The sequence below is a fragment of the Sphingobacterium sp. BIGb0165 genome (assembly GCF_024810095.1).
GTDB classification, from domain to species: Bacteria; Bacteroidota; Bacteroidia; order Sphingobacteriales; family Sphingobacteriaceae; genus Sphingobacterium; species Sphingobacterium detergens.
The window spans coordinates 71,672-85,495 of record NZ_JANUEB010000001.1; the positions used below are offsets into that span (position 1 = coordinate 71,672).

Below are 13,824 nucleotides of genomic sequence, written 5' to 3' on the forward strand. Positions count from 1 at the left end.
ACGTATAAATAAAAAGCCCCATAAAATAAATTATGGAGCCTTTATAAAATTGGGATAAATTATCTTATTTATACATCTCTGCGCGTTGTGCTTTTACAACATCGCTGTTGATGTACTCATCATACGTCATTAACTTGTCGATGATTCCTTTTGGCGTCAATTCAATGATTCTGTTTGCAACAGTCTCAGTCAGCTCGTGGTCACGGGATGTGAATAACATTGATCCTTTAAAGTCTGACAGACCATTGTTTAATGCTGTAATTGATTCTAGATCCAAGTGGTTGGTCGGTTCGTCAAAAACCAAGAAGTTAGCTCCCTGTAACATCATTCTTGAAAACATACAACGCATTTTTTCACCCCCAGAAAGGACAGAAACTTTTTTCATTACTTCTTCACCGGAGAACAACATTTTTCCTAAGAATCCACGTAGGAACTGCTCATCCGCTTCAGGGTTTGTTGTATAGTCTCTTAACCAATCGACCAAATTGTCGTTTTTGCCTTCAAAAAACGCCGCGTTTTCAATTGGCATATCGGCAGGAGTGATGGTAATACCCCATTTGAATTCACCACCGAAGTCAGTGTCTCTACCTGTGATAATATCGTAAAAGGCTGTTGTGATTAGGGAATTAGGGCCCAACACCGCAATTTTATCACCTTTATTAATCATAAATGTGATATCCTTGAAGAATACCTCACCATTGACCGTTTTGCTCAAACCTTCTACATGTAATGTTTGGTCACCCGGTTCACGGTTCATGGTATTGAACATGATCGCAGGATATTTACGGTTGGAAGGTTTGATCTCATCAATATTGATTTTATCCAAAGCTTTCTTACGGGAAGTTGCTTGTTTTGATTTGGATGCATTGGCAGAGAAACGACGGATAAATTCCTGAAGTTCCTTAACCTTGTCTTCCATCTTTTTGTTTTGATCAGACCGTTGTTTTAACGCCAATTGGGAAGATTCATACCAGAACGAGTAGTTACCTGTATAGATGGTCATTTTACCAAAGTCGATATCAACAGTGTGTGTACACACAGCATCCAAGAAGTGACGGTCGTGGGATACAACGAGTACAATTGCTTCATAAGTAGCCAAAAAGTCTTCTAACCATGCAATTGTATTGATGTCCAAGTCATTGGTAGGCTCATCGAGAATCAAGATATCTGGATTACCGAATAGTGCCTGTGCCAATAAGACACGTACTTTTTGATTACCATCAATTTCAGAGACTAACTTATAGTGAAGCTCTTCTTTAATGCCTAAGCTGCTCAATAGAGTAGCTGCATTGGATTCAGCATTCCATCCGTCCATTTCTGCAAAAAGACTTTCGAGTTCACCAGCACGCTCACCATCTGCATCAGAGAAATCCTCTTTCATGTAAATAGCGTCTTTCTCTTTCATGATTTTGTAAAGCTCTTGGTTACCCATCATGACAGTTTCCAACACTGTATATTCATCGAAAGCATAGTGATCCTGACTCAATACAGACATACGTTCGCCAGGCGTGAATGCCACCGAACCTGTAGAGGGATCAACTTCGCCAGAAATAATTTTTAAGAAAGTAGATTTACCAGCTCCATTGGCACCAATAATGCCGTAACAGTTGCCAGGTGTAAATTTTAAATTGACATCTTCGAATAGTACACGTTTACCATAACGAAGGGAGAGATTTGACACGTTAATCATGCTGCAAAGATACGTTTTAATCTTGTATTTTTTAACTATTTGCAAACATCAATTTCTTACCGAATAACCCTAATAATGGATCGCGAGAAATATCGCTTTCCAAGCGATTCATGAACGGACGAAAAATATGAAATATAACAATTTGAGACAGTTCAGATGATCGTATATCGTTGAAAAAGATGTACACCAGATTAATAAATTATGAATTGGAATTTTGCTGATAAATTGGCTTCTTTTTTGTGGCAATGGTGTTGAAATGAAATCAATTATGAAAAGAAATAGCATTACGTATGCTTTGGTGCTCGTTGTTGCATTTTTGCTGAATTTGCAGGGGGCCTATGCTCAATTTGGGGGATTGCTTGACAAAGCAAGCAAAGCAGTTGCTTCGAAAGGGAGTAAAGCGTTAGGACTAGACAAGCTTTTAAAGGAACCTGAAGCGATAAGCACAAGTTTTGAGGATGTAAATCGGAAAGGCGAACAGATGCCTGATTTTCAAAATACGGCTACTTATAAGCCATTGGAAAATTTGCAGAAAAATGGCCAGGACGGCTATTTGCTTGTGGCGGGACATTTTGAAATGACCAACAAAAGCTATTGCCTAAAAGCAGGGACTTACGCACCTTCTAAGGGGGATGGCTATATGTATGCGCCTACATTAGGGAAAAAGCGGGAGGTTGTCATCGCCATCTTGAAAAGCGCAGAAAAACATCCGGAAGTTGAACAATCATCAATACAGATGTTATTATGGACAATTATTGCTAAAACTAAATTTATAGATTATTCCGGGGAGGTCAAGGAAACAGCATTGAGGTTATTGACACCGGAGCAATTATTATTGCTAGAAGGCGGAGCGCTAGGCATATTGCCGTTTGATGTGGTGCAAAAGGCTAAAGACCAGATGCCTCCAGCTGTGCAAGCTATATTTGAAGCAGAAAATAATATCAGACAGCTGGTTTCTTCAGGCAACTATTCTTATGCTGAGTTTGAAAAGTACGCAATTATGGCAGGTATGGCCGAACCTCGTACGGATGTTCCGAGTGGAATCTGGACACTGCATCCCGATGGCTACTACGTACGTTATTTTCCAAGCGGTTACTCCGTAACCAAAGTACAGGTGTATGTACCGGAGGAACTGATCACGAAATTGAAAGGTAAAAAGTTGGTTTATGACGCGACAGATGATATTGCTTGTCCAGCGAATACAGGATCGCAACGTTTGGCACAGACAAATGAGCCGATTAAACACTAAGAATGATGTGGGTAAACAAGGGGATAAATTTATTTCGATAGAAATTCAGGGAGAAACAATAAGGGAGATCAATTGATCTCCCTTATTCATTAAATTTCCTCTTTTGCCTCCTGTATAATATAAAAACGATGACAATAATTGCTATGATCCCTAAAATGATGTAATGGGAGCCTGATTGTTGTTGATGTTGGGTTGTATCCTCTGTCGTCTGCGCATATGTAAAATTTGCTACGAAAAGAAGCACCATGAAAATCCACTTCTTGCACATAATAAACGGTTTATTAACTATAGTAGCAAGCTAACTATTTTTTGCAATAAAGACAAATTAATTTTACAAAAATGACAATATCTAAATGTGGTTTTCTATGCTTTGCAATGTAAGCTGTTGGTTTTGCGTAATATATGTGTTTTGAGAAGGGTGTTTAAAGTCAAATTACCACTATAATTGGTAAAGTTGTTGTTAAAATATTGGATTTCGAGCGGTGCGGTGAAAAAGAAGTTTTTTTTGGTGTACTAATGGGATATATTCAGGTAATGCCGCTCCGAAGGCGGATTAATGGTCGTAAAGTTGTATATTGTAAACCTTTTAAGCGTTTAAAGATATTATTGTCATGTCAAAACTTATTAATTTAACTGTCTTCAGAGAATTTTTGAAATCTAGCTTTGCTGGTGGGATTATTCTGTTTTCCTGTGTTATCTTGGCACTCATTGTAGCAAATACATCGCTATATGGATCGGTGATGGACTTTCTTCTTCGGGAGGTGGGATTTGAAACGGATAATATCCATTTAAAATATTCATGGCTCTTATGGATCAACGATGGGCTGATGGCTATTTTCTTCCTATTAGTCGGATTAGAAATCAAAAGAGAAATTGTTGAAGGAGAATTATCTTCAGCAAGTAAGGCTGTTCTTCCTATTCTGGCAGCAATAGGGGGAGCTCTCCTGCCTGCAGCAATCTATTTTGTGATCAATAAAGATGCGGGCGACACCGCACACGGATGGGGGATACCAATGGCTACGGATATCGCATTTGCGCTTGCCGTTATCACACTTTTGGGAAATAAAGTTCCGGCAAGCCTCAAGATCTTTTTAGCAGCTTTGGCAATTGTGGATGATTTGCTTGCGATCTTAGTCATTGCGTTGTTCTATAGTAGTGGAATTCATGCGACCTATCTATTTATTGCGCTGGGGATATTTGCTTTTCTGATCATTCTAAATAAACTTGGTGTAAAAGCCCTATGGGCCTACCTTATTCCCGGAGTATTTATTTGGTATTTTATCCACCATTCGGGCATTCATGCAACTATAGCCGGAGTTTTGGTTGCCATGACGCTACCTACAACGCTAGATGAAAAAGAATCGCCATTGGAAAAACTGGAGCATCTACTGACCAAGCCTGTAAATTTTATAATCATTCCTTTGTTTGCTTTCGCAAATACATTAATTCCAATTCATGCTGAAATGGTTGGCGGTTTAACGTCCAAATTGGGGTTGGGTATTATTGCGGGATTGATTGCAGGAAAATCAATTGGTATATTTGTGATTTGTTTTATTGCTAAAAAAATGAAAATAGCGCAACTTCCAGAAGGTGCAAGTTGGCCGCAGATATTCGGCGTTGGTTTATTGGGAGGTATTGGTTTTACCATGTCTATCTTCATATCTATCTTGTCCTTTGACGATGCCTTTTTGATTGAGGAAGCTAAATTTGCTGTACTCATTGCTTCTCTTTGTGCAGGTATATTAGGATATACATTGTTGAGGTTGGCTGATACTTCCAAAAGTAACTTAGGTTAAAATAACGAAGATTCGGTGGGGGAGTTCTGAGGACATATTTTCTATGTAACTCCTAGCGTAACAAATGCTGACATCATATATAGATTAGTTTTAGTAACTTAGCGCATATTTAATAAAATAATAAAATTTGAGATTTACTGAATTTGGTTTTGTTCCGGAATTGGAAGAGGGCTTAGAAAGCATGATGTTTGAAGAGGCGACGCCTATTCAGGAACAGACAATCCCCATCATTAAGAAGGGGAACGATATGATTGCCTGTGCGCAAACAGGTACCGGTAAAACGGCAGCATATATGTTGCCAATTTTAGATGCTGTTGCGAGAGACGCAAAGGAGTCTATTCGCGCGATAATCCTGGTCCCGACAAGGGAATTGGCACTGCAAATAGATCAACAGATCATGGGCATGTCTTATTACACAGGGGCGACATCTATCTCCATATATGGAGGTGGAGATGGAATGGGCTACGAACAACAGAAACGAGCTATTCGGGAAGGGGTTAATATTATTGTTGCTACCCCCGGCCGATTGATCAGTCATCTTACGTCGATGAAAGTCGATTTAACCCATCTGACACATTTCGTACTGGATGAAGCAGATAGCATGCTGGATATGGGCTTTCAAGATGATATATTGCGTATCGTCAGTTACTTACCTAAGAAAAAGCAAATGTTGCTTTTTTCAGCGACTATGCCCCTCAAGATCAGAAATTTTGCGAGAAAAATCCTCTATCAACCTGTTGAGGTCAATATCGCCATTTCAAAACCTTCAGAGGGTATAGATCAGCGCGCATATCTGGTATATGATAAACAAAAAATGGATCTTTTGAAGATCATCTTGCAGGACGTTAATTATGTTTCTGTTATCATCTTTGCCTCGCAAAAAACTACAGTTAAATTACTGGCGCAAGAACTTCAAAAGCAGGGTATAGATGCCGAAGGCTTTCACTCAGATCTTGAGCAAGCTAAACGTGAGGATATCATGAGTAGATTTAGATCACGTCAGGTTAGGGTACTTGTGGGGACAGATGTTATCTCACGTGGTATCGATATCGTAGGTATCAGTCTGGTCGTAAACTACGATGTCCCACCAGATCCCGAAGATTATGTACACCGTATCGGACGTACTGCACGTGCAGCGACAACGGGTACAGCGATTACTTTTGTGAATGATAAAGATCAGCAACGCTTTTCTCAGATCGAAAACCTGATCGGTTATCCCGTAGAACAAATCGTTTTACCGGAAGGCTTTGAAGCTGGCCCTGAATATAATCCGGCGAAGAAAAGCAGCAATCCACAAAATCGAAGACGTTTCAATAAGAACAAAAATAAAAATTACCAAAAACAGAAAAGAGCTTAATGATAAATTAAGCTCTTTTCTGTTTTTACCCAATGTTCGCTTCGATAGGGCCCATTCTATATATGATAGGAGTTATTCTGTTGCCCATACGGCCAATTCATAACCATCGAGGTCTTTGAATTGAAACCGTTTACCACCAGGAAAGCTAAAGATATCTTTAACGATGGTGCCACCCGCACGGACGACTTTATCACGTGTGGACAGCAAATCATTCGAATAAAGGACAACCAAAATGCTACCGTTTACCGGTGTACCGACGGTAAATCCTCCATCCACATATTTGCCATCAAAGGCTGTATACTCAGGGCCGTAATCCGTAAAGTTCCAGCCGAAACTTGCTGAATAGAATTTTTTAGCTCTCTCAAGATCGCTAGATATAAATTCAAGGTATTGAATTTGTTCATGGACAAGTTTATTGTCTGAAGAAGAATTGCTCATGATATTGTTTAATTGATATTGTCATTTATTGAAGGAATCTACCAGAATTTCCGACATCAAGTGGATGTCGGATGTTATGTAAATATAGGATTTTCTCCGAACAAAATTTAGGCTTCTTTGTTTGAATTGACATCGTTTAATCCGATATCAACCATACCATATTACTCAAAAGCCTTTTTTTTATGTATTAATTTTCTGATTTTTCCTTTTTTCTACTGATGAGCGCCTGTATAAGTACAGAAAGCATAACCAGGGAAAGCCCGATGTAAAATGAAAGATTGAGCTCTTTGGATTCATTGAAGAATAAAAATGCAATCAGGATGGCGTATACAGGTTCTAGATTGAGACTTAAATTGAGCGTAAAAGCAGAAATTTTCTTTAAGATTTCTGTGAAAGCAAGGTATACAGCAACGGTACAACACAGCGACAAAATTAGCAGGTAAATGAGATCCATTGTATTGGGGATAAAAGATGATATCGGATAATAATAAAGATAACAGGGGAGGATTAACCCAAGTCCGACACTTCCTCCAATCATTTGATAATAGTTGATGACTATACTGCTGTGTCGCTTGACCAGGCGTTCATTATAAATTGCATAAAGCGAAGCAAAGGCCGGTGAAATGATCCCGAAAATAATACCCAATTGATGTGCTGTATCAAAATGAAATATTAAAGCTATACCACAAAGCGTTAGTCCACTCAGAAAAAACTCTGAACTTTTAAATCTCGTTTTGTTAATGATAGGAGCAAAGATTGCAGTAAAGAAACTTGCCATACAGTAACAAACTACCCCGATTGAAATATTGGAGTATTTGATACTGGCATAGAAAAGTAGCCAGGAGGCGGTAATCAATAGGCCATTTTTTGCAATCGCTAATTTTTCACGCAAGCTGATTTCATTGGTTGCTTTTGACCATTTTGAAATAAGAAAAAGGAAAATTGCCGAAAAAAATACACGATACCAGGTTAGCATACCTTCATTGAGACTGATGACTTTGCCCAATACTCCAGATATGCCCAAACATACCACAGCGAGATGTAGTATGAAATATGAATGTTTCATAAAATGTTGTCTTCCAGATCTATCTTTGAAAAGACAGATACTATTGTTATAAAATTTGATTGAGAATATAAAACATGGGGAATCAGCCGATTATTCGGTGCCATGCTTTATTAATATTTATTAAAATATTAAGCGATTGGAGGAGGAAGACAGCTTGTTCTGTTCATAACATTCTATTTCTTATCCGAAGATAATAAAATCCAGTGGTTTGATTCTAATAATTGTGAGAATATCAGTATTAATTAAAGGGAATTGTATTTTATATGATGACTAAAAGCGCATAAAAAAGGGCTAAACTATCGTTAGCCCTCTTAATTAAACTATTATGATCCTGAATATGCTCAAAAATTGAGCGAACCAAGGTCAGTATACGCGATAATTTATTACTCGGTGTCGTTTCCTCCTCCCAATGCACGGTATAGATCCACCACGGCATTAAGTTTTTCCCGTTTAATGCTAATCTGTTCGAGATCATTTTGTAAAGCGTTGTTTTGCGCAGTAATGACTTCCAAATAATTTGCCATGCCACTTTTGTACAACAGGGCAGCGTCTGAAGTCGCTTTGGCCAATGAGTTGGATTTAGCTTCAATCAGCTGAAGTCTCCGGTCGCTATGCTTTATTTTTGCTAAAGCATCCGATACTTCCGAAACTGCGAGCATAACAGACTGTTTAAACTGTACCGCCAATTTTTCCCGTTCGATTATCGAAATCTCATAGTTTGTCTTCAACGCACCTTTTTGAAAGATCGGTTGGGTGATATTTCCTGCTATTGTTTTCACAATGGACCCCGGTAGATCAAACCAGCGATTGAATTGAAAAGAGTTTGTTCCAATCGAAGGAGTCAAACTTATCGAAGGATACATAGCTGCTTTGGCCAATCCTATTCTACTGTTAGCTGCAACAACGGCATACTCGGCCGCTTTGACATCAGGTCTCCGGCTAAGCAGTTCGGCTGGAACTCCCGTTGCCAATGTCCCACCGACAACAGTTGCATCAAGACCTTCCGAACGCTGAATTTTATCAGGGAAACCACCACATAGTATACTTATGGCATTTTCTTCAATAGCGATATTCTGGTCTGCCAGTGGAATCAGCAATTCGGCAGTTTTCTTTTGTGCTTCGGCCTGTTCTACAGCTAATGAGCTCACGAGCGAGGAATTGTATTGCAGAAGTATCATACTCAATGTACTGTCACTAAGTTGTACATTTTTTTGTGCAATCTTTAACTGTTCGTCCAATGCGATCAGATTGTAGTAAGATTGGATAACCTGAACTATAATGCGGGTTTTCAACGCCGATAAATTCTCCTTCTGTCCAAAGAAATTTGCTAATGCTTCTTCTTTCTGCATCTTTGCCTTTCCCCAGATGTCTACCTCCCAAGAAAGTCGGAGTGTAGCGTTATAGTCATCCATATAAGGTGTCCCAATAAATTGATCGCTGAGCGATCCATTCAGGGAATTGGTAGATAACCAGGTTCTATTTGCTCCTACGTTTAGATCAAGTGTTGGTAAAAGGCCCTTTTTTGATTGTTTATAGGAGAGTTCCAACTGTTGCATACTCAAAAGTGCTACACTAACGTCAGTGTTTTTGATCAGTGCTTTTTCAATAAGCGCAGTCAAATTAGGATCTTTCACAAACTTCCGCCACGATAATGCCAGTGTATCTGAGGTCAGGACAATTTCGTTATTTCTGAAATTGTCCGGTAACTCCATGTCTTGACGTGTATATTTTTTGCCCACACTGCACGAAGCGAGAAGTAGGGAAGCACCTGCTAAAATAGTAATATAGTGATGAAATTTTTTCATTTTAATCGTTTGTCTTGTCCACAAGTTTTTTTCTTGAAACCTTCTCCTGTAAATATTGAAACACCAGATACAATAACGGTATAACGATCACACCAAGGATCACCCCGCTTAACATACCCATTGCTGCTCCAGTACTGATAGAGTGATTACCTGTTGCTGTTCCTCCAGTAGCAAACATCAGCGGGATCATACCCGCTATAAAGGCTAATGAAGTCATTAAAATTGGGCGAAGACGTGCTTTGGCACCTTCCAGGGCAGAATCAATGAGTGAAGAACCCGCCCGTCTACGCTGCAACGCAAACTCAACGATCAGGATAGCATTCTTCGCCAAAAGACCAATCAACATGATCAATCCGACTTGAACGTATATATTATTGTCCAGACCGATAGCACGTGTTCCCAAGAACGATCCTATAATCCCTGTCGGGATCGATAACAGCACCGCCAGTGGCAACAGGTAGCTCTCATACTGCGCGGAAAGTAAGAAGTAGACGAACAATAAGCTCAATGTCAAAATGATCATCGTCTGATTGCCAGAAGATTTTTCTTCCAAACTAAGTCCTGTCCATTCGTAACTATAGTCTCCTGGTAATTTGTTCAGCACATTTTTCTCCAGTGTTTCCATAATAGCACCATTACTGATACCTGGATTACTAACGACGTTAATGGTAAGCGAGTTGTACAAGTTGTAGCGTGTCACGGACTCTGGTCCATAAACTTTGCGGAGTGTTACCAATGTATTTACCGGTAGCATTTCCCCTTTGTTGTTCTTGACAAATATTTCATTGAATGCGTCCTTATCCGTTCTAAAAATTCCGTCCGCTTTTACAGCGATACGGTAGAACTTACCAAAACGATTGAAATTCAATGACTGGTCGCCTGCAAAATACGTCTGAACAGACGAAAGCATTTCACTGACATCTACACCAAGCTGAGCCGCTTTATCTTCGTCAACTTCCAATTCCATTTGTGGATAATCCGCTCTAAACATGGTGTAGGCAAATTGTACACCTGGTTGTTGCATAATCTTCGCGATAACAGAATCGGACATTGCTTTAAGCTCTACCGGAGATTTTCCGGCTCTGTCTTGTAGTACAAGTTCGGCACCGTTCATCATACCATAACCATCAACAGGAGGGGAGCGGAAAGCCATTGCATTACCTTCTTTAACAGTAGTTAGCTTTTGAGAAATCACCTGATGAATCTGATCAATATCATTCATTTCGCCACGTTTTTTCTTATCCTTTAAACGGATGAATCCTGTTGCATAGGCTGCACTGGAGTTGTTACCAATCATATTGAAACCAGTGATACTCGTGTGGCTTTCAATAGAAGGTAAGTCAGCCAATAGTTTCTCTATTTTTCCTACAGCTTTTGTTGTCCGATCGAGACCGGTACCCGGAGGCATCTCCAAACTGTACACGACAAAGTTATCATCTTCCATAGGGACAAAGCTTTTTGACGTACTTGTCATGAGATATCCTGCAGCGCCTATTGTAGCGATAATTAATAACGCTGCTAACCATTTTTTCTTAACAAGAAATTTTAGCGAGCCAACGTATCTATTTGTCATGTTTTCAAAACCAGCATTAAAGGCTTTGAAAAAGCGTTGTGAGAATCCCGTTTTTTGAGTTTGCCCATCATGATTTTCGGCATGTGTGTTTTTCAGTAACAAGGCACAAAGAGCTGGTGTCAACGTCAATGCATTGATTGCTGAAATCACAATGGCGATAACCAGTGTATAGGCAAATTGTTTGTAAAACATTCCCGATGAACCGGTCATAAAACCGATAGGAATAAATACTGCACACATGACCAATGTAATCGAGATAACCGCACCGGTTATTTCACTCATGGCACTGTGTGTGGCCTCGTTACCGGTCATGGTTGATGTTTCCATCTTGCCATGGACAGCTTCGACGACGACAATGGCATCGTCGACCACAATACCGATGGCCAATACCAAGGCGAAAAGGGTTAATATATTGATGGTAAACCCAAACACCAGTAAGAAAAAGAATGTACCTACGATGGCTACTGGTACTGCGATCGCCGGAATAATGGTCGATCGGATATCCTGCAAGAATAAGAAAACAACCAAAAAGACCAAAATGAACGCTTCAATTAATGTTGAACGGACTTGAGCGGTACTCTCATCCAGACGCTCTTTGGTACTGATCAGTTTAAATATCTTGATTCCAGGAGGAAATGAGCGTTGCGCTATTTCGATCTGTTTATCGATACCGATTTCAATTTCGTTGGCATTGGAACCAGAAGTCTGGAAAATACCAATAGTAACGGTATTTAAACCATTGTTTTGCGAATTACCATTATAACTTATCGAGCCGAATTCTATACGGGCAACATCTTTCAACCTGACGATCTGAACATTATTATTTTTAACAATAATGTTTTCATACTGTTCTGGAAGATTCTTTTTCCCTTTATATCGAATCACATATTCCAATGGTGCCTTTGATTCTTCACCTAGTTTTCCGGGTGCGGACTCCAGACTTTGCTTGGAAATGGCAGCGATGACTTCTTGGGGTACAAGACCATAACTCGCCATTTTCTGAGGATTCAACCAAACGCGCATAGAGTAATCTTTCGAACCAAATACCATAGCCTGACCTACACCGGGAACACGTTTGATTTGTGGAATCAGGTTGATATTCACATAGTTCTGTAGGAATAGTTCGTCATATTTTTTGTTATCTACAGTATAGATATTAAAAATCATGATCATACTATTCTGCTGCTTGGAGGTCGTCAATCCCATTCGCACAACTTCCTGTGGCAGGATCGGTGTTGCCTGCTGCACCCTGTTCTGCACGTTTACAGCTGCTTGATCTGGATTTACACCAGCCTTAAAGACAATACGTACAGAGAATGTACCATCGTTACTTGCTGTTGAGGTAATGTATTCCATGTCCTCAACGCCATTGATTTGCTCCTCCAGCGGTGTAACAACTGACCTTAATACGGTCTCACTATTACCACCGGGGTAACTTCCCGTAACTTGGACTGTAGGTGGAGCGATATCGGGAAACCGTGTCTGCGGTAGCCTTAAAAGACCAATTATCCCGAGTATGACAAATATGATAGATATAACAGTAGCCAAAACTGGCCTGTCAATAAATTTCTTCAGCATTTTATTTTAATTTTAGATAAATCTAATACAGGCTTTTATTTTTTAGTAGGTTGAACCTGCATTCCGTCATTAAGCATATCAATTCTATTCATTACAATTTTTTCGCCCGCTGTCAGGCCTGATTTGAGTAGATACTCATTGGCCGTATTTCCGGCAATTTCGATCTGCTTCATGGCAATTTTGTTTTTGTCTCCAATAACATAGACAAAATAGCGATCCTGAATGTCTTTAACAGCTGCCATAGGGACTAACAATACATTATCATGAGCCTTTTTTAAGACAACTTTGGCTGAACCGCCAGAACGAAGTATTTTGTCTGGGTTGGTAAAAATTGCCTTTAGTGTCATACTAGCGGTCGTCCTATCGATATTACCACTGGCCATTTCTACTTTTCCAGGGTGATTATAGACTGTACCGTCAGCGAGAATCAATGTTGCTTGTTGATTGCTTGATTTCGTATTATGATCCTTCATAAAGCTGATAAAATCAGCCTCGCTCAACGAAAAATAAACGTTTACGGTATTGATTTCAGACAATGTTGTTAATGGCATTGCGTCTGCTGCAGTGATCAGATTTCCAATACGATTGGGAATCCGTCCAATGTAGCCACTTACGGGTGCATTGATTAATGTAAATCTTGCATTGATCTGCGAGGAACCTAAAGCGGCTTGTGCTTGGGCAACCTGTGCTTTTGCCGCAGCGTAGTTCGCTTCTGCAGTTTTAAGCTGAAGGTCGGTATACACTTTACCTTCTACGAGTGGCTTGATTTTTTCAATTTCCAGTTTCGCATTTTGTTCCGCAGATAATGCCGCTTGATAGGCTGCTCTGCTATTATTTACCTGTTCATTGTATACATCGCCTTTTATTTTGAAAAGGGCTTGGCCTTTTGTGACATAATCCCCTTCTTTCACATAGATTTGCTCCAAGTAACCTGTTACCTGAGCTTTTACATCAACATTGACGGCGCCCTCCAAAGTACCGGGGTATTTTTTTTCCGTCTCCGCTTGTGCGGGGGATAATTCGATAAAGTCAACAGTAACTGCCTGCTCTTGCGGTTGTTCTTGGCTGCCTCCACAGGACGATAATAGTGTAGCTGCTGTAATAAGTGTAAGGATAGGTTTTAAAGTCATCGTTCTTAGTGCCATTTTATCATTTTATTTAAAGCAAAAGAAAGAATTCTTTTAAGGGATATAATAAGGAAATCTACCGAGACGTAACAATTGCTTACTGAAACGTAGCTATAATGCGCTGAATTTTGATATTATTTAATCA

At 39.7% G+C, this 13,824-nt stretch carries 9 protein-coding genes; 3 read left to right on the top strand and 6 right to left on the bottom strand.

The annotated features are described in order from the left end of the window. Positions 1 to 64 precede the first annotated feature (64 nt). Positions 65 to 1,690, bottom strand: coding sequence for an ABC-F family ATP-binding cassette domain-containing protein (locus tag M2408_RS00325; protein WP_259178228.1), 1,626 nt, complete (start codon positions 1,688 to 1,690; stop codon positions 65 to 67). Between the two features lie 268 nt (positions 1,691 to 1,958). On the opposite strand from M2408_RS00325, the gene M2408_RS00330 reads away from it, so the two are divergent. The 3 genes from M2408_RS00330 (at position 1,959) to M2408_RS00340 (ending at position 6,092) form a co-directional block, all read left to right on the top strand. Further along, a complete protein-coding gene (locus M2408_RS00330; protein ID WP_259178230.1) occupies positions 1,959 to 2,939 on the top strand; it encodes a hypothetical protein in 981 nt (326 codons plus the stop codon). A 611-nt stretch (positions 2,940 to 3,550) separates the two neighbouring features. Beyond that, complete coding sequence (nhaA, locus tag M2408_RS00335; protein WP_259178232.1) at positions 3,551 to 4,735, top strand: Na+/H+ antiporter NhaA; 1,185 nt, start codon at positions 3,551 to 3,553, stop codon at positions 4,733 to 4,735. Positions 4,736 to 4,862: 127 nt separating this feature from the next. Further along, positions 4,863 to 6,092: a DEAD/DEAH box helicase gene (locus M2408_RS00340; RefSeq protein ID WP_259178235.1), complete on the top strand. Its 1,230-nt coding sequence runs from the start codon at positions 4,863 to 4,865 to the stop codon at positions 6,090 to 6,092. Positions 6,093 to 6,164: 72 nt separating this feature from the next. On the opposite strand, the gene M2408_RS00345 is transcribed toward M2408_RS00340, so the two are convergent. The 5 genes from M2408_RS00345 to M2408_RS00365 all read right to left on the bottom strand — a co-directional run bounded on the left by M2408_RS00345 (position 6,165) and on the right by M2408_RS00365 (position 13,697). Further along, positions 6,165 to 6,530 carry a VOC family protein gene (locus tag M2408_RS00345; RefSeq protein WP_259178236.1) on the bottom strand — a complete coding sequence of 122 codons (366 nt, stop codon included), beginning with the start codon at positions 6,528 to 6,530 and terminating at the stop codon, positions 6,165 to 6,167. 187 nt (positions 6,531 to 6,717) lie between these two features. Beyond that, positions 6,718 to 7,596: a DMT family transporter gene (locus M2408_RS00350; RefSeq protein ID WP_259178237.1), complete on the bottom strand. Its 879-nt coding sequence runs from the start codon at positions 7,594 to 7,596 to the stop codon at positions 6,718 to 6,720. A gap of 383 nt (positions 7,597 to 7,979) precedes the next feature. Further along, complete coding sequence (locus tag M2408_RS00355) at positions 7,980 to 9,401, bottom strand: efflux transporter outer membrane subunit (protein WP_259178238.1); 1,422 nt, start codon at positions 9,399 to 9,401, stop codon at positions 7,980 to 7,982. 1 nt (position 9,402) lies between these two features. Next, positions 9,403 to 12,552, bottom strand: coding sequence for an efflux RND transporter permease subunit (locus M2408_RS00360; RefSeq protein WP_259178240.1), 3,150 nt, complete (start codon positions 12,550 to 12,552; stop codon positions 9,403 to 9,405). Positions 12,553 to 12,587: 35 nt separating this feature from the next. After that, entirely contained in the window at positions 12,588 to 13,697 is a 1,110-nt protein-coding gene (locus tag M2408_RS00365; RefSeq protein WP_259178242.1) for an efflux RND transporter periplasmic adaptor subunit, read from the bottom strand. Between the last annotated feature and the right edge of the window lie 127 nt (positions 13,698 to 13,824).

What these genes read in the sequence shown, in the direction of transcription:
- M2408_RS00355 (WP_259178238.1), bottom strand. Translation starts at nt 9,401, where the DNA reads ATGAAAAAATTTCATCACTATATTACTATTTTAGCAGGTGCTTCCCTA.
- M2408_RS00350 (WP_259178237.1), bottom strand. Translation starts at nt 7,596, where the DNA reads ATGAAACATTCATATTTCATACTACATCTCGCTGTGGTATGTTTGGGC.
- nhaA (WP_259178232.1), top strand. Translation starts at nt 3,551, where the DNA reads ATGTCAAAACTTATTAATTTAACTGTCTTCAGAGAATTTTTGAAATCT.
- M2408_RS00330 (WP_259178230.1), top strand. Translation starts at nt 1,959, where the DNA reads ATGAAAAGAAATAGCATTACGTATGCTTTGGTGCTCGTTGTTGCATTT.
- M2408_RS00345 (WP_259178236.1), bottom strand. Translation starts at nt 6,530, where the DNA reads ATGAGCAATTCTTCTTCAGACAATAAACTTGTCCATGAACAAATTCAA.
- M2408_RS00325 (WP_259178228.1), bottom strand. Translation starts at nt 1,690, where the DNA reads ATGATTAACGTGTCAAATCTCTCCCTTCGTTATGGTAAACGTGTACTA.
- M2408_RS00360 (WP_259178240.1), bottom strand. Translation starts at nt 12,552, where the DNA reads ATGCTGAAGAAATTTATTGACAGGCCAGTTTTGGCTACTGTTATATCT.
- M2408_RS00365 (WP_259178242.1), bottom strand. Translation starts at nt 13,697, where the DNA reads ATGGCACTAAGAACGATGACTTTAAAACCTATCCTTACACTTATTACA.